This window comes from Bradyrhizobium sp. 155, assembly GCF_023101105.1.
GTDB lineage: Bacteria > Pseudomonadota > Alphaproteobacteria > Rhizobiales > Xanthobacteraceae > Bradyrhizobium > Bradyrhizobium canariense_D.
Genome location: NZ_CP064704.1, coordinates 6,689,480 through 6,712,389, shown reverse-complemented (window position 1 = coordinate 6,712,389; position 22,910 = coordinate 6,689,480). Strand labels below are relative to the sequence as shown.

Genomic DNA, 22,910 nt, shown 5'->3' with positions numbered 1-22,910 from the left:
TGACCAACGGATCAGTGGTGGGGTGGTTATGTTTTGGCTTTTGCCGGGGGGCGCCGTTTCGTTTTTTTGGGCGGTGGCGGATTAGCGCGATGTCGGATCGCGGCCATCATGGCGAAGGCGAGCATCACCAAGGACACATGACGGTGCCAGCCATGCCAGGATCTGCTCTCGTTGTGATCGAGCCCGAACTCGTTTTTCGCCGTTTCAAAGCTGTCCTCGATCGCCCATCGATGGCCTTCGACCGCGACCAGCGTTTCAATGGCTGTTCCCGCTGGGCACCAGGTGGTGAAGAAGGCGAGGTCATCATCGGCAATGCGACGACGGATCAGTAGACCGCGTGTCCACAAACCGTCATTTGCACTGTTGGACTGCTCGGCCTCGAGATCCGCCAATTCGAGATAACACCAATCGTGCAGCCGCGGTCCTTTGGTTCCGGCTCCCGCCGACAGGCGCTTCCAGTCGGATGAGCGCCGCGTCCGGGCGAGGTCTGCAGCCGTACCGGCGACCGGCGGTCGCTTGCCCCAGGATCGAAACACATGAGCGCTGCTGACCCCAAGCACGTAGCCTTTGCCTGCCCGACGTAGTTGCTGTTCGATGTTGCCAACACCGTAGACGGTATCACCGGCAACCCACTTGAATGGTACAGACCCGGCTATCGCGCGTGCGATCATTCTCGTCGCAAGCTTTGGTTTGGTCGCAAAGCCGACATCGGCAGGCACATATGTGGCTTCCAGACGATCTGGATCGTCGGTCCATTCCTTCGGAAGATACAACGCGCGATCGATGAACGCATGGCCATGACGCGAAACGTAGGCAGCGAAGACGCCGATCTGGCAGTTCGTGATCTTTCCTGCCGAACCAGTGTATTGCCGCGCCACTCCGCATGACGCTTTGCCCTGTTTGAGAAAACCGGTCTCGTCGATCACGAGCACCGCATCGTCATCCGCCAAATGCTCGATGACATAGTCGTGCACGATATCGCGCAGGGCATCAGCGTCCCAGTCTCCACGACCCAGAATCGCCTGCTGCCGCCATGGGCCGGGATCGCCAGCCGCCTCCGCGCGCATCCAACCGGTCTTGCGCTGCTCATCTCCGAGCAGACCTTCCAGGAACAGACCTGCATTCGTCGCAACACGCTCTTGCGTGAACAACGGACGTATCCGTTGCTTGATCTCTCGAAGCGACGCCGCCCACAACGCAAGCGTCGCCTCAACCGACGCGGCCCGCGCCCACGACATTCGAATCATGGTTGCCCATGGATTCAGAAGCCCGCAACAAAAGCAACTGTAATGCTAGTAGGTTGACGGATCGATCCTCGTGCGCCTAATGCCAGTCGTCGTGGTCTTCGGATTCGTTTGATCCGGAGCTAAGAGGGAAGCCGGTGCAATGCCGGCGCTGCCCCCGCAACTGTAAGCGGCGAGCCGCTGTCCAACGAAGTCACTGAAGCCATGCGGCTTCGGGAAGGCCGGACAGCAGCGACGACCCGCGAGCCAGGAGACCTGCCTCGACAATATATCGTCCACGGGCGGGGTGTCCCGGTGTGCGCCAAGCAGCTGTCGCTCACGCGATATTCGCTGCATGCGTCCGCCATGGCCTTTGCCCCAATCATGGGGTCTGAGCTATGTCTTTTCTTTCGCTTCCCGTTGCCACACTGGGGACGTCACGCATCGGCCCACGACGCGAACTCAAAGTCGCGCTCGAGAGGTACTGGGCGGGAAACTCCAGCGAAGCCGAGCTCCTCGAGGCGGGGAGTGGACTTCGTGCCGCTAATTGGGCACGGCAGAAATCCCGCGGTGCGACCGTCATTCCTTCGAATGACTTCTCGTTTTACGATCATGTGCTCGATACCAGCCTAATGGTCGGCGCCATTCCCGACGTCTACGGCTGGACCGAAGGTCCTGTGTCGCTCAAGACCTACTTCACCATGGCGCGTGGCGCTCAGGACGGTGGTCACGCTCAGCATGGGCCTGGCGTAGCCGCACAGGAAATGACGAAGTGGTTCGATACCAACTACCACTACATGGTGCCGGAATTTCACCGGGATCAGATCTTTAAGTATTCCTCTCGAAAGCCGATCGAGGAATATGAGGAGGCAAAAAGCCTCGGCTACCAAACGCGCCCCGTCCTAGTTGGCCCAGTCACTTTCCTGAAGCTTGGCAAAAGCGCAAATCCCGCATTCAATCCGCTGTCGCTGCTCGATCGGCTCCTCCCAGTCTATGTCGATGTTCTCCGCGAACTATCCTCGCGCGGTGCTGAATGGGTTCAGCTGGACGAGCCATGCCTAGTGATGGACGTCGACGAAGCATCGCGGGCGGCTGTCCGCCGGGCCTATGCTCATTTCGCAAAGCTTGTGCCGGCCCTTAAAATCATGCTGGCCACATATTTCGGGGCTATCGGCGACAATCTTGAAACAACCTTGGCCTTGCCCGTTGCCGGGCTTCATGTGGATCTGGTTCGGGCACCTGACCAGTTGGACGCAATTGTCGCCACAACCCGTAGAGATCTCGTGGTCTCACTAGGCGTCGTTGATGGTCGGAACGTGTGGCGCTCCAATCTTCCGGCGCTGCTCGACCAACTTGCTCCTATGGTCCAAAAATTGGGCAGGCACCGTGTTCAGATTGCTCCTTCCTGCTCGCTGCTTCATGTTCCGATCGACATTGAGCTAGAGACCGATCTCGATCCCAATCTGAAGACATGGCTGGCGTTCTCAGTTCAGAAGATCAAGGAACTTTCGATATTGGGCAAAGCGCTGGCCGGCCATGCTGCCGAGGTGGCCGATGAACTTGCGCTTACGGAGGAGGCAGCCGTCACCCGCGAAACATCGCCCGAGATCCACAATGCGAATGTCGCCGGACGAATCGCCGCGATCGACGATAGCATGCTTCGCCGTCGCAGTGCGTTCACCCAGCGTGCCGACGTCCAGCGCGTCGCGTTCGCTTTGCCGATGTTCCCAACGACAACCATCGGATCCTTCCCGCAAACGGCCGATGTCCGGAATGCGCGCGCGGCTCATGCGCGGGGAACGTTGAATGACACGCAGTACGAGCAGCTTCTGAAAGCGGAGACAGCCCGTACCGTGAAGTGGCAGGAAGATATCGGCCTGGACGTGCTCGTACACGGTGAGTTCGAGCGCAATGACATGGTTCAATACTTTGCCGAGCAGCTGTTGGGCTTCGCTTTTACCAAGCATGGATGGGTTCAGTCTTATGGCTCGCGGTACGTTCGTCCGCCTATCCTGTTCGCAGATGTCTCCCGGCCGAAGCCCATGACCGTTGAATGGTGGCGCTATGCGCAGTCTCTGACCAAAAAACCCGTCAAGGCTATGCTGACCGGACCGGTGACCATCCTGAACTGGTCGTTTGTCCGTGACGACATCTCGCGGCGCGAGACATGCCGACAGATCGCTCTCGCGATCCGAGATGAGGTCATCGACCTTGAGGCGGCTGGAGCGACCATGATCCAGATCGACGAGGCTGCGTTGCGGGAGGGATTGCCGCTACGCAAATCGCAGTGGAAGAACTATCTAGATTGGGCGGTGGACAGCTTCCGCCTTTGCTCCTCCGTGGTCGCCGACGGAACTCAGATCCATACTCACATGTGTTATTCCGAGTTCAACGAAATCATCGATGCGATCGCAGCAATGGATGCCGACGTCATTTCAATCGAGACGTCGCGTTCTAAGATGGAATTGCTCGAGGCCTTCAAGAGCTACAAATATCCAAATGAGATCGGGCCCGGCGTCTATGACATTCATTCACCGCGCATTCCCGCAGCGGCGGAAATCAAGCAGCTGATTGTGTTGGCGCGGCAGCGAGTTTCCGATCGGCAGCTCTGGATCAATCCCGACTGCGGACTGAAAACGCGAAGGTGGGAGGAGGTGCGTCCCGCGCTCGTCAATATGGTGGCCGCCGCACGCGAGTTGCGGGCCGAGCCATGATGGGCCGGAGCGTTTCGCCAACGCGTTTGTGAACAAGATGCACGCGCTTTGGGGGCTTACGATGTCCTTGGGAGCTTTCAAAGTTCCCAGCGCCGCGGAATGCGGGCGGGCGTCGGCGGAGGCGGTCGCATACAGCCGGCGACAAGCTCGATTCTCGACCCGACGGCCGACAGCATGCCGGCGAGGTCCGATCAGGTCCTATTGCGACGTCATTAACGCTCGACGCGAAGCACAGCCCGACTTTTTCATTTATCCATCGCGTGGATGCGTCTCATCACAACAATCTATTTTACGGTCCTTACGGAACGTCATACGAAATTCAGGCCCTGGCACGCTCTTCGGGAGAGGTAATCGAGCGTTGTTGGTTTTTGGGGACGTACCAAATGCTGCTGTGCGACGGCAAACTGCCGCTTGTGTTTCAGGGCACGGCAGCCAAACCGGCGCAGGATCCCATCTCGGTCAAGGCACTGCCGTCCCAACCGGACAGCGGGCGAGTGGTGGAAAAGTCGTGAAGTTTCCGACAGGAGCGGAAGGCAAACGGCTCCAGATTTCGCGCGGAGTGATATCCGTTTCTCCTTGTTTGACGGCGAATGCCCTCGCCGAAGATCAATCGGCGGTAAGTCCTCCCTGCCGACGAAAGCTGGTGCGATGCGTAAAGCAGCGTCGTTCCTGCGTGACTTTCGCCTGGCCTCCGGAGGAGGCCGGGCTTTTTTTGGTGCGCCAGGCATGGCGCGGACCGCCGTGACTGGCGCGATTCGACCGGAGTGGTGTCCGGTCGATGACTTGGAGGTCAGAGTCCTTTCCTGGGCACCATCGCTCTCCTAAGAGCGTGAAATCCAAAGCAGATTAGCAAATTCAACGGCTTACCCGCTCCTCAGTGGTACAGAAGGGTGGTACAATGCCGTTGGCTATGTCGCGTCCGTGGAAGCATCCCAAAACTGGAATCTATCAGCTCCGGAAAGCCGTTCCGGAGGATCTGCGTAAGCTTCTTGGCAAGCGCGAGGAAAAGGTAAGCCTTCAGACGCGCGATCCTTCTGAGGCAAAGGTGCGGCATGCGAAAGCGCTTGCCGAACTCGAAGCTCGCTGGGCGAATTTGCGCGCTGGCCCGGTGCCTCTGACCGAGCGGGAAGCGCATCGTCTTGCCATGGTCGCCTATGAGCGATGGCTGGAGCAGTACAGGGATAACCCAAGCCAGCAGACCAACTGGGATACCGTTGCAGGGGCACGCCTATTTGGCCCCCCACAGGCCAGGGAAGAGCTCCTGGCTGCGAGCCAACGGGCGTTAGACGGTGCCCCGGAGCTGCCCGAGGACAAGATCTTCCGGATGGAGCAAGCGTGTGTGGACGCTGCAAACGGCTATCTGACGAGCAACGGGATTATCGTCGACGATCAGAACCGCCGAACCATGGCGAGTGCGCTAGGCGCGGCCATTCAGCGTGCAAGTCTGAGTTTGGCGAAGCTTGCAAGAGGGGAAGGCGAAGAGTCGCCTAGACCTCAGGTGATTCGGTTCCCGCAATGGCCGGCACGGGCGGAGCAGGCGAAGAATGATGTCAACAGCGCCGCCTTAGAAGATTCACTATCGGCACTGGTCGAGCATTGGTGGAAGGAGGCGAAGGCTGCTGGTCGCAAGCAGAGCACCTACGAGAGCTACCGCAACACTGTGGCGAAGCTTGTGGGGTTCCTGAAGCATGACCAAGCGAGCCGCGTGACGCCGCAGGACATTGTTCGGTACAAGGATCACAGGCTTCAAGGCGGCGCCAGCGCGAAGACGGTCAAGGATAGTGACCTCGCGGGGCTAAAGACGGTTTTCGGCTGGGCAGCCATGAATCGACGGATGGCCAGCAATCCTGCCGAAGGGCTCACCATCAAGATCGGAAAGTCACGCAAGCTCAGGTCGAAGGGCTTCTACGACCAGGAGGCATCCGCCATTCTCAAACACGCCCGGAGTTTTGCGGCGGGCAGGGAGGCGCCGAAGCTGGCGGCAGCCAAACGGTGGGTGCCATGGTTGTGCGCCTTCACTGGGGCGCGGGTTGGCGAAATGCTTCAACTTCGCAAGGAGGACGTTCGACGCGAGGGAAAGCACTGGGTCGTGCACGTGACGCCCGAAGCCGGCCCCGTGAAGACGGACGAAGCCAGAGACGTCGTACTGCACCGGCAAATCATTGAGGAGGGCTTTCTGGAGTTCTACGAGAACTCAAAGAGCGGCTATCTCTTCATAGACCCCAAAGCCGGCGACCTTGGCGTCCGCAAGGCGGTGAAGACCGCGCGAAATAAGGTCAATGCTTTCGTGCGTGAGGTTGTGAAGGACCCAAACGTAGATCCACCCAATTCGTCACCGCCTGAAGCGTGGTGTCCAGCTTTCGATAAGAGCGTCTTCGTCATCTTCCGGCTCTTCCGCTTCAGCCCGCAAACTCAGGTTTTTGCAGGTAAGGATCGTGAGTGTCCGGCCATACTGGCCGAGGCCGACCACTTCTTCTGTCACACGGTAAATGCGATCTCCGCCTAGCCAGTCGTTCAAACGTCCTTCGTCCGATTCACGCTGGCCTGACGATACGTTGTCGGGGTTCGCATTGAATCGCGCCGTGACTGTACCCGCCGGCACGGGCGTATCCTTGCGGATCCAGCTCAGGCCTTTCGCCTGTTTGAGCCCATTGGACATGAAGCACCAGTCGATTGCATCTCCGGTGCTGGATAGAACGGCGATGCCGTCCGACGTGAGCGCGCTATAGCGGATCGCTGTGGCGGTCAGCGATGTTTCGCACGCCTTGCAAAGAGACTCGACACAGGCCAGGCCGGGATCGTGATCCGCGATTGCCTTTTTGAACGGAAGTTCCGGCATCAGCAGCGCGGCAGCGAAGTAATCCGCTTCCTGCTCGAATGGATCACCTGAAACGAATCCTGCGTGTGATTGATGCACGCCGGTCGTGAGCAGCGCTTCGGGGTGGCCTTCGATGCAGTAGTGCCCCAGCTCGTGGCTGATGCTGAATCTCTGAAAGCCCCGGCTTGGGATGTGCGTCGCGTACAAGATGCCGAAATTGTCGCCAGCTTTAATCAGCATGCCGGATACGCCGGAGGCCGTGTCCGGCTTCGCTTTCACGACGATGCCCTTGCTGGCGGCGATTGCTTCGGGATCCACCCAGAGGCCATCGATCGTCATCTGCCGCAGCACCGAACTTGCCGCTGCTTCGGCCAGACTGCGACGTGCGGGGCCGGGCTTCCGGGTCATTCGCCTTCTTTGACGCCCCGCCTCACGAGGAGATCGACGAACTCAGTCGCAAGCTTCAGGTCCTGCTCGGTGAGCTTCCCGAGATCGCGATGCAGACGACCGACCGTTGCTGCCGATGCTTCGGGCGTGTCGGCGCGTCCCAACAAGTAGTCCGTCGTGACGTCAAGTGCGGTCGCCAGCGCCTTCAGGTTATCGAAGGATGGCTTTCGCGGACCCGATTCAAAATGGGACACAGAGGCAGGCGGCAGGCCAGCTCGTGCGGCCAGTTCGGCCTGGTTTAGCCCCCGTAAGGCGCGGGCAGCCTTGAGGCGTTCTTTAAAGATATCAATAGGTTCGTTGGTTTGCATGGCATTTTCGACATGTGGAACTTGACGAAACCGCCAATCCCAGTCATCCTCATGGCGGTCGTGGCAATCATGCCATGGCGGAATCGCAAGGCGCAAGCCCTGAAACATGGAGTTGATGATGTCCAAGAACGATCGGTTCGTCGTCCGGCACGGCGATGATTGGGCCGTGAAGAAGGGCGGCGTCGCCGCACCGGAGAGCGTGCACCACAGGCAGAGCCGCGCCGAGCAGCAGGCCAAGTCCACGGTCCGTGGCCTCGGCGGCGGCGAAGTGCGCATCCAGGGTCGCGACGGCAAGTGGCGCGATTCGGACACTGTTGCTCCGGGCCGTGACCCGTTCCCGCCGCGCGACAAAAAACACTAACAAACAGGAGAAGGTGAAATGGCGAATGGAAATGAAGGACACGGCGCTGGCAACCCGGGTCATGGTGGCGGCAACGACGAGGTGACCATCCACATCGACAAAAAGCAGTACAAGTCGCCGAGCCCGACGACGGGTTCGGCGCTGTACCTGCTGAGTCAGGTCGCTGCCGGTTACGACCTGTGGCGCGAAGCGCACGGCCAGGGTGACGACGAGCAGATCGCCAACAATGCGACGCAGGTCGTGCTGAAGAATGGCGATCACTTCTATACGGCCCAGTCCTCGCTCAATCCGGGGGCGCGCCGTGACGGTCACTGATGTCAAAGAGTTGTTGCCAGAAGCCGACAGGGATTTTCTGTCCGCCGCCGGCTACGACCATACAATCGAACGCGTCGGCCAGCAGGTTCACATCGTAATCCGGAACTTCCCGCTGCCGCGTTACAAGCCGCAGAGCGCCGATCTGCTGATTATCGTTCCGAGTGGCTACCCGAACGCGAAACTCGACATGTTCTGGACTTTTCCGGACGTGTTCTTACCGAACGGCGGCATTCCGTTGAAGGCTGACGTGCATGAACAGCACGGCGAGCGGAACTGGCAGCGCTGGTCGCGGCACATCGCCGATGGAAAATGGCGGCCCGGCGTAGACAACCTCCGTAGCTACATGACCACGGTCAAGTCCGAGCTTGCGAAAGGCCTTTGATGCGCTACTCGGTCACTTTTCTCGAAAAAGATTGCCAAGCGCTCGAGGCGCATATCGCGGCCAGCACCGACGAACAGGCCGCGTTTTTGATTTGCAGGATTTCCCAAACCGACAACGAGACCAGGTTGCTCGTGCGCGCGTGCATCCTGGTGACCGGCGATGACATCATCGAGCAGTCGCCCGTGCACATGAAGATTGCACCCCGCGCCTATACAAGCGCGATGAAGCGCGCGAACGACGAGAAGTCCTGCCTGCTCTTCGTCCACTCGCACCCCAACGGCCATGCCGACCATTCCGGCCAGGACGACATCGAGGAAAAAAAGCTATTCAGGACCGCTTACACCCGCATCCGGACGCAAGGTGTTCACGGCTCACTGGTGCTGACCCGTCAGGGCTTCTCGAGCGCCCGCGTGTGGCTGCCGGATGGATCGACCGCAGCTATCGAGCGTATCCGCATCATTGGACGGCGCGCCCGGTTTTGGTTCCCGAAATCCGGGACAGTGGAAGTGCTATCCTTCTTCGACCGCCAGGTCCGGGCATTCGGCCCGGACATCCAGCGGCTTCTGTCGCGCCTGCGCGTCGGCATCGTTGGAGTTGGCGGCACCGGCTCATGCGTCCTCGAACAGCTCATCCGGCTCGGCGTCGGAACGATCATGATTTCCGATGGCGAGATGTTCGAGTCATCGAACGTCAACCGCGTTTACGGGTCTCGCGTCGTTGACGACACCCTCGCTAAGATCAAGATCGCGCAGCGGCTGACCGCAGATATTGGTCTGGGAACCAAGATCGAGCTGATCGACAAGCCGGTCTCGTACCAGTCTGCGCTGAAGAGATTCCGCGAATGCGACATCGTCATGGGCTGCACCGACGACGAGCTCGGGCGCTCTTTGCTGAATTCCTTCGCGATCTACTACTACGTTCCGGTCTTCGACATGGGGGTGAAGATCGATTCAGAAGACGGCGTCATTCGCTCTATTCAGGGCCGTGTCACCACTCTGATGAACGGAGCGGCCTGCTTGCATTGCCGTGGCCGCATCTCTGCTGAACGCGTGGCGGCACAGGCGAAGCGCGAGACGGATCCCGAAGGCGCAAAAGCGCTGGAAGATGAAGGTTACCTGCCCGAACTGGGTGATCCGGCACCAGCGGTCGTCGCATTCACCACCACGATCGCTGCCGGTGCTGTGACCGAAGTTCTGCATCGCTTGACCGGTTTCATGGGCCCGGATCGCGAAAGCACCGAGGTCATCTACCTCATCGATGAAGCCCGGATACGCACAAACAACCTTGCATCGCGGCATGATTGCTTTTGCGTGGACAGCTATCATTGGGGCCGGGGCGATGTTCGTCCCTTCCTGGACACGACCTGGCGCACCGAATGAAAAACCTGATTACTCGGCTGTGGAGTTTCTGGCTCTATCTCTGGAGCCTGCGGCCCTGGTCTCGACGACGCCACGAGATAGCGACGATTGTCCAGGTCCGCAGCCGCTCCGAGCTTCCAGAGAGGCTGGGGCTTGCGCTTTACATCGTGGGCGATCCCGCGAAATGGGCGATCCTGCAATGTCCATGCGGATGCGGCGACACAATCGACGTGAACCTAATGCGATCACGCAATCCCGTCTGGCAGTTCTCTGTTGTAAACGGAAAGCCGAGTTTCCATCCGTCACTTTGGGTGCCTGCAGAAAGATGCGGCGCTCACTTCTGGATCAGGGACGGAAAGATCATCTGGGTGTAGCAAATGGCTCAAATCTTGATCCTTGGATGGGGCTCCCTTATCTGGCGTCCGGATAAACTGAAAACTGTCGGTGACTGGTCGCTCGATGGCCCGACACTGCCAGTCGAATTCTCGCGCATCTCAAACAACAAGCGCCTGACACTCGTCATCGACGAAACTAACGGCGTCCCGGTAAAGTCTCGGTTTGTTCGCAGCGCCTGCGGAACACTTGAGGATGCAATCGAGAACCTCCGTGTTCGTGAAGGTGCGCCATCTGCGAAGGGCATTGGTTACGTCGATATCAATAATGGAAGTTTCAGCGGCACCGCGCTTGAGCGACACAAAGCGACCGCACACGAAATTGCTAAGTGGGGCAAGACGAGGGACGCAGACGCCGTCATCTGGACAGCCATCGGACCACGCTGGCCGTTCGAAGGGAGCTTCAGCGTGGAAGCTGCGGCAAGGTACGTTGAACTTGCAGGAACCGATCGCGCACAAGCGCATGAGTTCGTCTGCAGAGCGCCCCAGGAAATCGAAACGCCAGTTCGAAAGCGATTCTAGGATCTTCTGAAGTGATAGTCGGGCGCATCGGCAAATTTCCGACCCGCTCGCCGGAAGCACTCGCATTAGGTCCGGCTGCCATGGTTCAGAGTTAATTCGCTTCGCCCACTGCTCTCCGTTTTGCTGTCCTCCGCCTTGAACGCTCGTTTAAGACACCGCTGACATCGCAGGGACCGCCGCCCCGCTATCGTCTGGCTTGCCAATCACCAAGCGCGGAATTGTCAGCGGTGTCCCTGAAACCACGAAATCAAAAACCGCGTCACTAATGGTGACGTCGAAACGTGCTGTCAATGACGGCACGGATAGCTCCGTTGTCGAGCAGGCGTCCAAGTTCGGCGAGTTGCCTGCCATTGGAGCGCACCTGCGTCGCGGATACCGCCACGCTGATCTTCTCTGCCTCCCCGTGGCCCGAGAAGCCCAATGGAAAAACTGGGAATAGTGCGCCGCCACGCTTGAGCGTACGAAAGAACCGGCCTGCGGTAGGCCCGCCCAAGGCATCGAGCACCAGATCGAAATCGCGCATGGCTTCTTCGGGGCTAGTCCTCTTGTAGTCGATGAGTTCATCGGCACCGAGTTCTCGCAGATCCGCGGCGAACGTACCGATGTCTTTCGAACCTGGCAAAGTTCGTTGGATCTGCATTTGCCATGTCTCGATAACCAATGGGGTGTCCGACTTCGAAGCGGGGCTGAACTCTGGCGCCGCCTAGCAGCGCGCGGCTTCCGCGGCTCGCTCCGCGTCGTCAGCGAGTGGGCGACCCGCAGACGACAGGCTGTTCGGCTGCAAGCTGCTCTGCCTTATCACGCCTTCCGCGCCGCAACGCCTTCGCGATTTTCTTTTCCAAAAGTTCGTATTTTGCCGCGTCCTTTATCAGGACGGCCGAAGGAGGAATATAAAGCGGAATGCAATGTGCGAGCGCGTGACGAAAATCTTCGAGTTGTGCGAACCATGGATTGAGCGACACGAGATGTTCTCGGAACTCGGTCGGCAAGGAACGCCGGATTATTCGACAATTTTTCGATAACCCGATGTGCGTTGCGGCGATAGCCTCTCCTTTGTCGGTCGTCAATTTTTGTTCGCAGACCCAAATCCAAGCGATGTTGTCCACGCAAGCGAAGGCATTGAAAATGAACGCTTGGATTTGAATGACTGCATCGACCAACTCGTTCATCGACGGCTCATCCTCGACTTCCGGCGGAAGAATGGCGAAGACGTTCTTTAGGCATAGCTCCATGGTTCTGAGGCGACGCGAGACACCATGGGCCGCGAATTCTTGAGCACGCGGAACTTGATAGGATTGCGACAACAGCGCTTCAAGGACAGCGATCCGCTTTGCGGTCGTGTCGGCAAGCTCGACATAAAACTCGTCGATCGTGCTTTGTGCAAAATACACTCGTCCGCTCCATGCCGGCCGAACCGAAAAACCGTCAGACGTGGCAGGTTAAACTTTCCGGCACGATTGAGCCATCGCCTCAGCTTAAAATCGCAACGCAGCTTCAGGCGGCTGTCTCTAGCACAGAAGCAGCCTCGGCCAGAGGATGGCGCAAGAAGTGCTCGAACAGCGTATCGTTGATGAGTTTCTGCTTGCCCGCCCGCGCAAGCGCCAGAACGGCTTGACCATCTTTCCAATCGATTGGCAGCCGCGTGCGCTGTATTTTCTCGTTGGCAAGAAGCGCCAGAGCGTCGGCGCTGAAAATGCCGGACGTCCAGAGTTCGAAACGTCTATCCGCCTCGCGAAGCGTTGGCTGGCTCTGGATATACGCATTGAATATTGGGATGCGCCGCAGCCAGTCCTGAACTTCGTCGACCTCTACGATGCCGCCCGGCTGCTTTCCTTTGCATTCGATAAGCACGCAACCGGCCGATTGTTCAGTCACGCCAATAATATCGATATCGGCGTGCTTACCCGTTTTTTCGTCGAAGGCGTTCTTGCCGATATCGATCGAGACTGTTGATCTCCGCAGCAAGTGTGCTGACAGAAGATGAAACAATATCCCACGAAGATTACCCGCTTTGCCTTCAATCGAGGACAGTTCGCGAATATACTCTTCGAGACGTTCCGGATAACCGGACACCATTGCAGCTGCATTGTTCAAAGTTTTGAGCAGATTGCGCATCGATTCTGCTACCCGGACACCGAATAGAGTTTCGTGCGTCACCATGACGATCCCGGCTTTGTGGCCTTCGGTCAGTGCCGTCGATGTAAACGAATCGGCTAGCAAGATAGGGAATATGCCCATCCCTTTGAGGGAAGCCTTCGACATACGGGCTTTCCGGATGAAATATTTGATATGAAATTCGTCAAGCGTACCGTCCGCGAAAACGTCGGCAACCAGGAATCCAGGCTGCGCATCCCCATTACGTAACGGAAGTATATAGCTGGGACCCGTCAGATCCCACACGAACGGACCGACCTGGCGCGACCTGGCATCGCCTCTGATGGCGATCGAGTTATAACTTGCGAAGCCGGTCTTTCGCGTCCATTCCCTAAGCGCATCGAGAAGAACGCCCTCGGCGAGTGCCCTTGCTCTCCGCGTAGTTGTTCCAACGGTTGGTCCAGCTCCAGTGATAGCGTAACAGCTGTCCGGCAGATCAAAGGACGTCATGAAGCCAGCATCTATCAGCTGGGAAGCAACACGATCTGCCGACACTTGACCTTTCTGCGCAACTGGCGCGCCGCTGATTACAGGGAAATCCTCCTTCAGGACGATGCCACCGCGCGCCAGCATACCGTCGATCGCGGCCCCATACACTGAGTTAGTCTCGCGGAGATCGCGGAGAAAATTGGTCCAGAAGCGCTCGGTGTTGCGATCCACCAGCCGATAAAGGAAGGCTTCTCGTTTCGGAAGCAGCGGTATAGGAAAGCGGACAACCGGCTTCACGATCCGCGAAAGCCGCTTACGAGCAGCGTCCGGATTTAAACCGTGCTGCTCCTGAAGAAGCTCTGCTATCAGCGAAGACCGGCTCGGCCCGTGAGCCATCAAAACATTGGCTATATCGTCCATGTCACACTGCTTAATTTATTAACATTACTACCTCGTCGGGCCTCGCTTTTCAATGACAATACCGGAGTCAACAAAATCAATGGCTTAGAAGGCAAAAAGTGAGAGGGTCGCTTTAGATCATGTCACGGAGATGCTTTCAGTCGGTCGTCCGGCACGACGGTGCAGACGAAAACCCCGTCTTCCAAGACGTCATTAGATGTCTGCTTATTCCGTCCTGGCTGGATGCTCATCGCGCTCACTTGCGGCACGCACCGGCATTTACCAACCAGGCTCCACTCGCCAGCACTCCGGTTCGGCGACTCTGGTAGATATCAGAGATGACCCAGAATCAGCACTACGTTCCCAAGTTCATCTTGCGACAGTTTCTGGCCGATACGGACGGCGAGCGCGTAGCTGTTTACGACAAGCAAACGGATAAGACGTTCGTCACTTCCATTCGAAACGTCATGGCAGAAAACCGCTTCAACGATTTCCTATTCGATGATGATTGGATGGTTTCCTTCGAGCCGATTGCTTGTGCTGCGGAAGACCAAGTGCTCCCCGTCTACAAGAAGATTCTGGAGACACGACGCCTAGACAATTCGCCGGAGGAAAAAGCTGCTCTTGCTTTTCTCATGGCATTCCAATTGTTGAGGACCAAAGCAAACCGAGACCAGTGGCAACAAGTAGAGGAACTCATCGTTGCGAAGGTCGAGGAAAGCGGTGGGAAGATGCAGGACGTGCGAGGTTGGGAAGATTGGCAACCCGCCACGGAAAACTCACTCAAACGCGCTCATCTCCTCAGCATACGAAACAGCATCGGCGAATTCGCGCAGATAATCGGCACAAAGGATTTTCTGCTAGCGGCGCCCGCCGACGGACGCAGCTTTTATCTTGGGGACAATCCGGTGTGCCTCAACAATATGCAGACGTTCGGCCCCTATGGAAACCTTGGCCTTGCCGTCACAGGCATCTAAATCTACATGCCCTTGGCTTCTGATCTGCTACTTTGCGCCTGGTGTCCCTCACTTCTTTCCGCGCTTCGTTCGGACTACGAAAGCGCCGCTCGACTCCGGCAAACCGAGGCACTAGGCCGGGTGATGGCGGGCACAATGACGGCACGACAAATGAAGGAATCGATGGAGCGCTTCCACGCAACGAACCAGCCCGCAGCTTCTCTTTTGCGTGACGCGGCAGAAGGCATACCCGTATCGTCGAACCAAGATAACATGGACTATTACAATTCACTGCAAACATCGTTTGCCTCTCGCTACGTGGTCTGCCAACAGGCAGACTTCGCGTTAGCAAGGACGTTTTGCCTTGAAAACCCCAATGCCAAGCACGGTCGTCGAATGGGCGCAGCTTAACGTACAAGTGCCTCGCGGAGCTTGGTGAATGTCGGGCGCGTCCGCATGCCTTGACCGGGCTCTACTGTGAGATGTCACACTGACCTTCGCCTTCACTATGACCGGGGTAGCAGCAACGCCTATTTGGGTCTTGCGGTGACCATTGCAGGCCTGTTTTTCTGGCAACGCCCTCCGCTGAAGACGGCATTTACGGCTGGCAAACAACCATTCCTATTGCGCCGATTTCGGAGCATGCACCGAAGAATGACTGAAGCAACCAATATAGTTGGACGAAAGACGGCGCAGGCCTCTGACCGTTCTGAATGGCTAGGAACGCATCCGCCACTGCCTGCCTGCTCAATGAGGACGTCACGATGACGGCGCGTCGGCGCGCGTCGGCGGCTGTTCTTGCTCGGCGCAGTATAGCTGCGAGATCCATCTCGCCCGACCGGATAGTTCTTTGTATTTGTGTCGCCTGACCAGCCGCGTTGTAAAGAGTACCCCACAATTCCAATTTTGCCTGCATCCGTTCATCGGGAAACATCATGTTTCCCAAATTTTTGGTCGCTTGGTTGACTGAAACGTGAAAAGGGCTGGCTCCGAGGGACAACACACCATGCTTTGCGTGATAAAAAGATATTTGCGTGAGGCCGCCGTCTTCAGTGATGCCAATGAAGTCCGCCCACTCATCGCCGAGATCATCACATAGCAAGGTCGCGTCGCGGGCGGCGATATGATCGACGATTGCGCCAAAACTCGATGTCGGCTCGAATCCGGTCTGAGCTGCTGTAAAGATGCCTTTCTCGCTGGTAACGCCCACCAAAGATGCATCCGTGGTCAAGTATCTTAAGAACGATTCCCCGCCATCCAGCAGCGTCTCATCTCGAAAGACTTGACCGTCGATATAGGCCAACGCACATCATCAAAAAGAACGATGAGCGCATCGATCTCGTCGAGATACTCGCGAAGCGTCTTACGTTCACTATCTTCACCCAAAAGAGCGTCCAGGCTCTCTACAAAAACGTCAGAAGCCGGCGGTAAAGACAAAGAGCGAAGCGCGATGCGGTTCTTGTTCAAGCTGATCGACGCCGCCTGATCACCAATACCAGGAATCCGGGCGAGTCTGACGCGGTCGTCGCCCTCTATGTTCAAAACCTGCTCGAGCTGCTCTATCAGGGCGGTCAATGCACCAGCGGTTAGCTCGACTGCATCTTCTTCTTCCAATCGAACCAGCCGAATGGTCGCTTGCTCGCTGGCCAGCGCTCCTGTCAGCTTATTCGTATCCATGGCCAACGTGATGGGCGCAGACTGTTGCAGGGCCTCCGTTAAGGACACGGGTCGAGCAAACGAGCGGATGAATGGTGAAATGTCCGCGTTATCCACCCGAAGTTCATCGATTACGCCCTTGGCGAACGCGATGAAACCGGGAAGATCGGCCCGTGCAGAACGAATGCCAATGCGTCCTGTGCTGGGTGTCGCGGTGCTTTGATTGCCATCTGCGATAACGCTATAGGTTCGCGGTGCATATCTGCGACTACCTGCCGGTCCAACGACGTTGGCAAGATCCTGAGCTTCGAGAGTCTTGGTCCGCATTGCGTAAGGCGAGATCGACATGTTGCGCATGGTCATCCGCTGGAAGATCGCGTCTGCCTTGGCAATTGCCCCCTCAACGCGCGTAGTCTCGACGGATGAAAAGTGATCCGTCTTGAATGAGATCGGGAGACTCAGCCGAGAGGAGAGGACCGCTACGTATCCCTGGTACTCGACCAACAGCAGAAGACCGCAAAGGCTCTCTCTGATCGCAGTGCGCTCTTCCAAGAAGGAAGGTGGACTATCATACTTGAAGCACACGGCTGACCATCGAGTGCCATCGAGCCGCTGTCGGGTGTGCTTGAATTCATTGTGTGCCGTTACACCATGATTAGCGCGCAACAACACGAACAAGCTCTCGATGGCCTTGTCTGACAATTTCTTTCGGATCGAATAAAAATTCGCAGATGTCGGAACGGATAGATCATCTATCATTTCAAATACCCACCCAATGCATGGATATTGCGCAGTGGCCTGAAAGAAGTCGAGTCTTCCGTAGAGTTCGCATCATTACGCCATCGTCGACTTGGGCGCGTCCGATGCACCGGGCTCTATTCGCCGACGCTCACCGGGCCAACCCGTTGCCGCGGAAGGCGGAACGTTTGTCCCGGCCATTCGGTGACGATCCCTCGCGGAAGTGCATATTGAGCCGTTCGCCGGAGGCACTCGCATCAGGGGCCCGCCGTGTCCGGGCGTCGCTATCACTGCCCCGGACGACGGGTGCCTTCTTAACCGGTCTCGCGGCTGCACTCGGTCCCGCGTCCCGCCTGCGGCGGCGCTATGCTGACGCTCCTGCGGGTGCCTCCTTTCCAAGCCTAACGGCTGAAGCTTAGGGGCGCTGCCCCTCGGCGCACCGCAAAGACAATCCTTGGGCCGTGGCTCGGCTTCGCCTGCGCCCGCACACCCCTTACGGATTCTCTCTTGCGGTTTGCACAACATGACTGACCAACGATTATCCAATTTGAAAGATTTCAACGGTTCGGAGGAATGGTACCGCCGCCCGCTCAACCGGCGCATCACCTTCACGCAAGGGGCGCGATACGTTGCCGATCAAGTTGGTGCTTACTGGTTGCTTGACGAGATTGCGATCGCTCAGGTCGGGACCCCGTTGGTCAAGGCTCAGCCGTTTCAGGTGTGGAAACTGCAGGTGTCAGGGAGTCGAGCGATCCTGTTGTGCGAAGACGGGAATGATGCCGCGGTCTTCACAAAGGAGATCGCATTCAGGCAGATCTGCCTGCGGAGCGTCGGAGGAAATGGTGTTTGGACGGGTTCCTGGTGAGGTGGGTCGTTATTCTCGAACAAGCGCCTCGGTGATATCGAACCCCTGGGGTCTCTCGTCTTCCTCACACTTGACGTGAGCTAACGAAGCGGAGGCAGCGCTGGAAACTCGGCGAAGGTTACCGCGAAAGGTTTGAGCGTAAGACGAGCGGCCAGGTTTTGGTGGACGAAAGTTGGAGCGGCTTGCGTCTGACTCGTCCCGCGTGAGGATCGTGTAAAGCCAACTGGCTTGAGCGTCGGTGATGAAGGCTTGGTCCCGATATCGTTCGATCCTATGTAGTATAGCCTCAAGGAAGTTAAATTCTTTCGCGGTCAGGGTGGTGCCGTTCATGGTCGCGTTGATGCGCCTCTCTAATTTGTGGGCGCCGTCTCCGATAATCATGTGGGTGTTCCTGGATCATTGCGCTCGATGAAGTTCTCGATATGCAGATATAAGAGCGTACGGCTCGGATGAATTCTTCGCGGTTGGGATAGGAATTGATCGAGCGATTAAGCGAAGCGGTTGCGTTGCTCGTCTCTTTAGTATCGAAAATTGGTGGACGTCGGAGGGAGGTTTCTGTGCCTCGAAGAGGCACAGCTTCGCCTGCGAGGGCGAAGCTGCTGATTGAAGGCCGCGCTCGAAAACCGGAGCCACGCCGTCGGTCAGTCTTCGGATAAGCGCACCCTGTTACGGGAAGGCCGGGGTCAGCCGGTCGACCTTTACGCGCCGCTTCATCTGGCGGGACTACTGCGCAACAAATCCGTCATTGCGCAGCGTCTGTGGGTCGGGATTCACCGGAGCCCACTCCTGCTATCAGCTTTGACACTGTCAGCTTTTGCCGATGCCTTTCGGCTGTGTCCGCTTAATCTCCACTGCTTGGCTAGCTTGAAGGGCGGAGCCCGTTGGGGGCTGGCTATGTGCGGCGGCAAGCCAACGATGTGAATCCTATGTACGGGCGAAGCCTAGAGCGATTATCGAGCCAAACGGAAGCGCGCTCTCGCGCTCTAGCGCCTTGACCGCGAGATCGTAGAAGCCCAGCGACATCGGAAGCGTTCTGAGCCTCCTCGCCATGGTGGTCGGCAGGGCAGCGGCCTCGTCCTAGCGCCGGCGCGACCCAAGTGTCCAGGAGGAACGAGGCAAAGAGCGAAGACAATTGAGGCTGCGCCGCCACCTAGCGCTGATAAGCGAGCCTCTTTGCTCAATGAGGCGCTCTGAAGCACACTCTTACGCCGCCTCGTCGTTCATGGTTGGGTTGGTCTGCTCGGCATGAGAGATCAAGACTTGCATGGACTCAATACAATGTCGAATTTGCTCGCGGTAGAGCAGCCACGACTCGACGCCCTTGTTGCCGTGAAAAATATTGTCACGGTATCGGAAGACGACAAGACAAGAAGAAACAACTTGTCTTCGCTGGTGAGTTCTTCGAACGGGTCTCCCAGCAACGCCGAGAGGCGCAGGGTCTTTTTCCCCATGCATTAAGTTTGCAAATCGTGTTTTGTCCTGATAGCGCGCGTGAAAATGAGCTGCGGTGTCACGCAATTGCGCAAGACTGACGCTTTGCGCCGTGCGCTTCGCGTACCCGCCGAATAATCCACGACAATCCGAACGCGGTGAGCGGCTCGGCGGAGCGGGGGGCGAGGCGGCCGCGATCGACGCCCGCAAATTTGGGGTTCGCTCTGCAATGCCCTCGGTGACCGTGAAGTGACCATGTCACTGACCTGGTCTTCGTTAGGCCGCGCTTCGAGGTGTACAGGGCGATCAGCCGGCAATACGCGAGAGATCTTCGCCGAGTACACAAAAGTTCGTCGAACCTCTGTCGCTCGATGAGGCCTGTCTGGACGTCACGAAAATCTTCAAGGCATTCCCCTCGCCAGGGTATCGCATTGCGTATCCGCGAGAAGATTCAAGGCGGAGACTGAGCCTGAACGCATCGTCTGGCATTTCCTACAACAAATTCTGGCGAAGCTGGCTTTCGGTCACCGCAAGCCCCAATGTTCGGTTCTTCATCTCGCCCAAGATGGGGCCTGCTTTCGTGGAGACGTTTAGGCACATCCCACCGGATAGGCCCGGCCACGTCACCGGTCTAGACATGCGGGACGCTGCAGATCGCTGAACGCGAACTTCCGCAAGTTGCGTGCCTACTACTATTGGCGCCGACGCTCCGATCAATTGCCTGACCCGAAGCCGGTGCATTTGGACTAAACCACCAGTTGCGCCCCTGGCCTGTATGAGCTTATAATTCAATAGAGGGCGCACGATATGGCAACAGCTATTTTGGAAAGCGTGTGCCGCTGGGTATGAATTCTCAGGTCGTGAACCAATACTACATTCCTGTTCGTCTCCAAGAATTTCGTTCTCGATGGATGACCTTCGGCCACGCAGCCTTCTCACATTGCGGTTAACCGAACAGCCAATCATCGATTTGGCTTGAGTCTCCCTCATCGGCGCTCACTGTTGTGAACCGTCTTCATTTAGAATCGAACGCTGAAGGCTTACAATGCTCAGCTTGGTCCGGAATGTGAGTGGAGTCGCAATTCGATCTCTGTATGTCGCACTTGCATCTTGCTTTTTAGGTGGCTGCGCCGAAGTGCAGATGGGCTACAACGTATTAACGTACGACAACGCAATCGCGGATACGGCCAATCAACTCCTCCTTTTAAATGCTGTCAGAGCAAGCCAGCACTATCCAAAATCCTTTACGTCAGTCGGTCAACTTGCCGCCAGCCCACCGATATCGGGCAGTCTTGCTAGCACGTTGAACTTCACATCTCTCGCTGGCTTGCAAACGTACTCTCTCAATCCCTCGGCTAGTGCCGGCGCTGGTTACAGTCAGTTTTCCCTCGGAAATCTGAATGCCCAGAAGTTTATGTTGGCCATGAGAGCGCCTGTTAGAAAAGAAATAACGGCAGCCTTTCGCGAAAGTACGGGATGGCCCCGCCAGCTATTGGACCTCGTCTATTTCCAAGAGTTTAAACCGACAGAACAGATCCTCAGAGCTGTTGATGCTAGACGCAGAAGCCAATGCCTCGCGCCAACAACTACCGGCGCAGCGTCACGCTGCGAAAGGATGAGCGAGCAAATTGCGGAATTTACATCACGCTGTAACTCACATTTTGTCGACGTAAGCGCTCGCATTGGCGAGTTTAGCAATGATCGTGGAATATACTACAATACGGCGGTCAACTATTGTCACTACACTCGGTTCAGACTCTTTCTAGAGGAGGTCAGGCTCACCAACTATCCAGTTTGCAGCGAAAGACCTGCTCCGCAGTGTCTTCTTGCGAAGGAACGGTCGCCTCTTGAGATGATTGGCTACCTGGGAGAGTTGATTGCGGCTCAAAACTATATCGACGAGCCCTTTACACCCCTGGTTCTATATGGACGGTCTATTGGACCGACTCGGGTTTTCGTCGATGTGCCTCTTTTCGTCGTGATGCACGGTGAGCCATTGGCAGGCGCTGCCGTCAACATTCGGCACAATGGAACAACTTGGTACGTTCCTCGACCCAACTTCGGATCTCCTACTGAGGAACGGTCGCTCCAGACTTTGGATCTCGTGCTCCAGACCGTGCAGGCGGCCACGCAAGAAGGTGATTTGCCGAAGACGGTGCCGCCAGTGACTATCCTCAAAGAGTAGGTTGCTCAAGCGTCCGCCGAATGAGTCGATTGTACCAAGGCCTCTCTCGCAGGGCGACGGAGTACCTGTCGCGCGATCCTCAATAGCCTCCATCGAAGGGAAATTTTGTTGGCAGGCCGATTTTCACGCCCAATTTGGCCTGCAGGGCTTCGTCAATGTGAGCACGTAGTGCGGCGTCGCAAATGGCGTACCCCCAGTTCATGAGACGATCTTGGACGTTGCGAGGCATAGCCTCGAGCCGGGTCTGAATTTCGGCGAGCGGTACCGGATTTCTTCCCAGGCATTTCAGAGGATCGTCCGCCAACTTATAGTCTGCGAAAGATGTGCGGATACCCCAATAGGTGCCGTTATGATCCTTGCGCTCAAAGGAATCTATGAGGTGACGCTTGCGCAAACTCCTGACTTGATTGTCCACGGTATCCAGGACTCGCAGCGAATGTCTCGCCCAGTCGCGATGAGGATCTGGATCTGGGGCAATCTTTTGACCGGCGTCGCTGACCAGAAGTGTGACGTAGCGCTTCGTTATCGTCTCAAGCCCTAAATTGTCGTACACGCCACCGTCGCTCAGGATTGCCTTTTCGGTGTAAGGCTCCTTGTGCAGATCTGCTCCAGGCGTGTTGATAACTGGCTGCTCGATGTCGAGTTCGGAGGGAGAAAGCACCGGCGGAAACGCAGAAGATGCTGCAACTGCGACGGCTAGAAGGATGTTGGGCCGTTCGACCAAGCCGACGCGGTAGTCGCCCATGTAGTTTCGAGAGAAACGCCAAAGCGCAGCCGTTTGAATGTTTGTGGCGTTGATGACAAAACGGGGGTTCCCTGGCTGAGAATCGTCTGGCAGATCATTCAGCCTCGCGCCCTTGAAGAGTACCTTGTCGTACGCCTTGGCAACCCTGTCGCTGATCGAGCCCGGGAGAAAGATGCCGCCGATGATTGCGCCAGCATCAACTGTAGTGTCTGCGAGTTGCCTGATCCGTTCAATGACGAGTTCAAAGTTTACGGCGACGTCATCGGCAAATTGCAGATCCTTCCAGCTCGTTCCGAGTACGCCGGCGGTGATCGATCCGCCCGAGACGCTGGATATCCGCTTGACCTTGCGCAGAAGTCCAAGCTCATTGAGGCGGATCAATCCACCAACGTGGAAGACCATAGCGCGATACCCTCCACCCGAAAGCGCAAGGCCGATTCCGTCTTCAGGCTGAGCGGGTCGCTTGTCAATGAATTCGTCTAATGACATTTGATGCTCCAATCTTGCGTTGT

22 protein-coding genes, 3 pseudogenes and 1 riboswitch are annotated in these 22,910 nt (G+C 57.2%); of the genes and pseudogenes, 14 read left to right on the top strand and 11 right to left on the bottom strand.

Annotated elements, in window-relative coordinates; all coding sequences use genetic code 11:
- Positions 1-26 precede the first annotated feature (26 nt).
- A complete protein-coding gene (locus IVA93_RS32155; protein WP_247285483.1) occupies positions 27-1,247 on the bottom strand; it encodes an IS701 family transposase in 1,221 nt (406 codons plus the stop codon).
- Between the two features lie 75 nt (positions 1,248-1,322).
- A riboswitch (cobalamin riboswitch) is annotated at positions 1,323-1,521 on the top strand.
- Between the two features lie 100 nt (positions 1,522-1,621).
- Here IVA93_RS32155 and metE point away from each other — a divergent pair.
- The 3 genes and pseudogenes from metE to IVA93_RS41050 form a co-directional block, all read left to right on the top strand.
- A complete protein-coding gene (metE, locus tag IVA93_RS32150; protein WP_247789456.1) occupies positions 1,622-3,937 on the top strand; it encodes a 5-methyltetrahydropteroyltriglutamate--homocysteine S-methyltransferase in 2,316 nt (771 codons plus the stop codon).
- A 383-nt stretch (positions 3,938-4,320) separates the two neighbouring features.
- Entirely contained in the window at positions 4,321-4,449 is a 129-nt protein-coding gene (locus IVA93_RS40830; RefSeq protein WP_256464700.1) for a hypothetical protein, read from the top strand.
- 386 nt (positions 4,450-4,835) lie between these two features.
- Positions 4,836-5,744, top strand: a pseudogene (locus tag IVA93_RS41050) (DUF6538 domain-containing protein); the annotation flags it as partial.
- Positions 5,745-6,269: 525 nt separating this feature from the next.
- On the opposite strand, the gene IVA93_RS32140 reads toward IVA93_RS41050, so the two are convergent.
- Entirely contained in the window at positions 6,270-7,163 is an 894-nt protein-coding gene (locus IVA93_RS32140; RefSeq protein ID WP_247789454.1) for an ImmA/IrrE family metallo-endopeptidase, read from the bottom strand.
- Positions 7,160-7,636 (bottom strand): helix-turn-helix domain-containing protein, encoded by a 477-nt coding sequence (locus IVA93_RS32135; protein WP_247789453.1) that lies wholly within the window; start codon positions 7,634-7,636, stop codon positions 7,160-7,162. The genes IVA93_RS32140 and IVA93_RS32135 overlap by 4 nt, the downstream gene beginning before the upstream one ends.
- Here IVA93_RS32135 and IVA93_RS32130 point away from each other — a divergent pair.
- Genes IVA93_RS32130 through IVA93_RS32105 form a run of 6 tightly spaced genes read left to right on the top strand, consistent with a single transcriptional unit; the run spans position 7,629 to position 10,840 of the window.
- A complete protein-coding gene (locus IVA93_RS32130) occupies positions 7,629-7,871 on the top strand; it encodes a DUF2188 domain-containing protein (protein ID WP_247406424.1) in 243 nt (80 codons plus the stop codon). The genes IVA93_RS32135 and IVA93_RS32130 overlap by 8 nt on opposite strands.
- A gap of 18 nt (positions 7,872-7,889) precedes the next feature.
- A complete protein-coding gene (locus IVA93_RS32125) occupies positions 7,890-8,186 on the top strand; it encodes a hypothetical protein (protein WP_247406427.1) in 297 nt (98 codons plus the stop codon).
- Positions 8,173-8,568, top strand: a complete 396-nt coding sequence (locus IVA93_RS32120; protein WP_247406430.1) for an E2/UBC family protein — start codon at positions 8,173-8,175, stop codon at positions 8,566-8,568. The genes IVA93_RS32125 and IVA93_RS32120 overlap by 14 nt, the downstream gene beginning before the upstream one ends.
- Positions 8,568-9,947 carry a ThiF family adenylyltransferase gene (locus IVA93_RS32115; protein ID WP_247406431.1) on the top strand — a complete coding sequence of 460 codons (1,380 nt, stop codon included), beginning with the start codon at positions 8,568-8,570 and terminating at the stop codon, positions 9,945-9,947. Before IVA93_RS32120 ends, IVA93_RS32115 begins: the two co-directional genes overlap by 1 nt.
- Positions 9,944-10,300: a ubiquitination-like system serine protease family protein gene (locus tag IVA93_RS32110; protein ID WP_247789451.1), complete on the top strand. Its 357-nt coding sequence runs from the start codon at positions 9,944-9,946 to the stop codon at positions 10,298-10,300. The genes IVA93_RS32115 and IVA93_RS32110 overlap by 4 nt, the downstream gene beginning before the upstream one ends.
- A gap of 3 nt (positions 10,301-10,303) precedes the next feature.
- Positions 10,304-10,840 (top strand): hypothetical protein, encoded by a 537-nt coding sequence (locus tag IVA93_RS32105; RefSeq protein ID WP_247789449.1) that lies wholly within the window; start codon positions 10,304-10,306, stop codon positions 10,838-10,840.
- A 277-nt stretch (positions 10,841-11,117) separates the two neighbouring features.
- Here the strand turns inward: IVA93_RS32105 and IVA93_RS32100 are convergent.
- Positions 11,118-11,423 (bottom strand): annotated as a pseudogene (locus IVA93_RS32100) (zinc-binding dehydrogenase); the annotation flags it as partial.
- Here IVA93_RS32100 and IVA93_RS32095 point away from each other — a divergent pair.
- Positions 11,424-11,612, top strand: a pseudogene (locus IVA93_RS32095) (ISL3 family transposase); the annotation flags it as partial.
- Here the strand turns inward: IVA93_RS32095 and IVA93_RS32090 are convergent.
- Positions 11,581-12,231: a hypothetical protein gene (locus IVA93_RS32090; protein WP_247789447.1), complete on the bottom strand. Its 651-nt coding sequence runs from the start codon at positions 12,229-12,231 to the stop codon at positions 11,581-11,583. The pseudogene IVA93_RS32095 and the gene IVA93_RS32090 overlap by 32 nt on opposite strands.
- 103 nt (positions 12,232-12,334) lie before the next feature.
- The gene (locus IVA93_RS32085; protein WP_247406444.1) at positions 12,335-13,843 is read right to left on the bottom strand and encodes a hypothetical protein; all 1,509 of its coding nucleotides are present in this window, start codon (positions 13,841-13,843) and stop codon (positions 12,335-12,337) included.
- A gap of 317 nt (positions 13,844-14,160) precedes the next feature.
- Between IVA93_RS32085 and IVA93_RS32080 the strand changes: the two genes are divergently transcribed.
- Together IVA93_RS32080 and IVA93_RS32075 are read left to right on the top strand one after the other, a co-directional pair.
- Positions 14,161-14,799: a DUF4238 domain-containing protein gene (locus tag IVA93_RS32080; RefSeq protein ID WP_247789446.1), complete on the top strand. Its 639-nt coding sequence runs from the start codon at positions 14,161-14,163 to the stop codon at positions 14,797-14,799.
- A gap of 135 nt (positions 14,800-14,934) precedes the next feature.
- The gene (locus IVA93_RS32075) at positions 14,935-15,189 is read left to right on the top strand and encodes a hypothetical protein (RefSeq protein ID WP_247789445.1); all 255 of its coding nucleotides are present in this window, start codon (positions 14,935-14,937) and stop codon (positions 15,187-15,189) included.
- Between the two features lie 187 nt (positions 15,190-15,376).
- Here the strand turns inward: IVA93_RS32075 and IVA93_RS32070 are convergent, their stop codons facing one another.
- Positions 15,377-16,009 (bottom strand): hypothetical protein, encoded by a 633-nt coding sequence (locus IVA93_RS32070; RefSeq protein ID WP_247789443.1) that lies wholly within the window; start codon positions 16,007-16,009, stop codon positions 15,377-15,379.
- A 5-nt stretch (positions 16,010-16,014) separates the two neighbouring features.
- A complete protein-coding gene (locus tag IVA93_RS32065; protein WP_247789441.1) occupies positions 16,015-17,193 on the bottom strand; it encodes a hypothetical protein in 1,179 nt (392 codons plus the stop codon).
- A 502-nt stretch (positions 17,194-17,695) separates the two neighbouring features.
- On the opposite strand from IVA93_RS32065, the gene IVA93_RS32060 reads away from it, so the two are divergent.
- Complete coding sequence (locus tag IVA93_RS32060; RefSeq protein WP_247406451.1) at positions 17,696-18,037, top strand: DUF6876 family protein; 342 nt, start codon at positions 17,696-17,698, stop codon at positions 18,035-18,037.
- A gap of 9 nt (positions 18,038-18,046) precedes the next feature.
- Here IVA93_RS32060 and IVA93_RS32055 read toward each other — a convergent pair whose 3' ends face one another.
- Both IVA93_RS32055 and IVA93_RS32050 read right to left on the bottom strand, forming a co-directional pair.
- Entirely contained in the window at positions 18,047-18,418 is a 372-nt protein-coding gene (locus IVA93_RS32055; protein ID WP_247789440.1) for a hypothetical protein, read from the bottom strand.
- An 822-nt stretch (positions 18,419-19,240) separates the two neighbouring features.
- Positions 19,241-19,678, bottom strand: coding sequence for a hypothetical protein (locus IVA93_RS32050; RefSeq protein ID WP_247789438.1), 438 nt, complete (start codon positions 19,676-19,678; stop codon positions 19,241-19,243).
- Between the two features lie 931 nt (positions 19,679-20,609).
- Here IVA93_RS32050 and IVA93_RS32045 point away from each other — a divergent pair.
- Entirely contained in the window at positions 20,610-21,653 is a 1,044-nt protein-coding gene (locus IVA93_RS32045; protein WP_247789437.1) for a hypothetical protein, read from the top strand.
- Positions 21,654-21,732: 79 nt separating this feature from the next.
- Here the strand turns inward: IVA93_RS32045 and IVA93_RS32040 are convergent, their stop codons facing one another.
- Positions 21,733-22,887, bottom strand: coding sequence for a patatin-like phospholipase family protein (locus IVA93_RS32040; protein ID WP_247789435.1), 1,155 nt, complete (start codon positions 22,885-22,887; stop codon positions 21,733-21,735).
- Positions 22,888-22,910 lie beyond the last annotated feature (23 nt).

Excerpts from the sequence above, each read along its gene's own strand:
- IVA93_RS32105 (WP_247789449.1), top strand. The coding sequence starts at position 10,304 with ATGGCTCAAATCTTGATCCTTGGATGGGGCTCCCTTATCTGGCGTCCG.
- IVA93_RS32115 (WP_247406431.1), top strand. The coding sequence starts at position 8,568 with ATGCGCTACTCGGTCACTTTTCTCGAAAAAGATTGCCAAGCGCTCGAG.
- IVA93_RS32055 (WP_247789440.1), bottom strand. The coding sequence starts at position 18,418 with ATGATTATCGGAGACGGCGCCCACAAATTAGAGAGGCGCATCAACGCG.
- IVA93_RS32140 (WP_247789454.1), bottom strand. The coding sequence starts at position 7,163 with ATGACCCGGAAGCCCGGCCCCGCACGTCGCAGTCTGGCCGAAGCAGCG.
- IVA93_RS32125 (WP_247406427.1), top strand. The coding sequence starts at position 7,890 with ATGGCGAATGGAAATGAAGGACACGGCGCTGGCAACCCGGGTCATGGT.
- IVA93_RS32065 (WP_247789441.1), bottom strand. The coding sequence starts at position 17,193 with ATGATAGATGATCTATCCGTTCCGACATCTGCGAATTTTTATTCGATC.
- IVA93_RS40830 (WP_256464700.1), top strand. The coding sequence starts at position 4,321 with ATGCTGCTGTGCGACGGCAAACTGCCGCTTGTGTTTCAGGGCACGGCA.
- IVA93_RS32155 (WP_247285483.1), bottom strand. The coding sequence starts at position 1,247 with ATGATTCGAATGTCGTGGGCGCGGGCCGCGTCGGTTGAGGCGACGCTT.
- IVA93_RS32045 (WP_247789437.1), top strand. The coding sequence starts at position 20,610 with ATGGGCTACAACGTATTAACGTACGACAACGCAATCGCGGATACGGCC.
- IVA93_RS32085 (WP_247406444.1), bottom strand. The coding sequence starts at position 13,843 with ATGGACGATATAGCCAATGTTTTGATGGCTCACGGGCCGAGCCGGTCT.
- IVA93_RS32130 (WP_247406424.1), top strand. The coding sequence starts at position 7,629 with ATGTCCAAGAACGATCGGTTCGTCGTCCGGCACGGCGATGATTGGGCC.
- IVA93_RS32110 (WP_247789451.1), top strand. The coding sequence starts at position 9,944 with ATGAAAAACCTGATTACTCGGCTGTGGAGTTTCTGGCTCTATCTCTGG.
- metE (WP_247789456.1), top strand. The coding sequence starts at position 1,622 with ATGTCTTTTCTTTCGCTTCCCGTTGCCACACTGGGGACGTCACGCATC.
- IVA93_RS32075 (WP_247789445.1), top strand. The coding sequence starts at position 14,935 with ATGACGGCACGACAAATGAAGGAATCGATGGAGCGCTTCCACGCAACG.
- IVA93_RS32060 (WP_247406451.1), top strand. The coding sequence starts at position 17,696 with ATGACTGACCAACGATTATCCAATTTGAAAGATTTCAACGGTTCGGAG.
- IVA93_RS32040 (WP_247789435.1), bottom strand. The coding sequence starts at position 22,887 with ATGTCATTAGACGAATTCATTGACAAGCGACCCGCTCAGCCTGAAGAC.
- IVA93_RS32080 (WP_247789446.1), top strand. The coding sequence starts at position 14,161 with ATGACCCAGAATCAGCACTACGTTCCCAAGTTCATCTTGCGACAGTTT.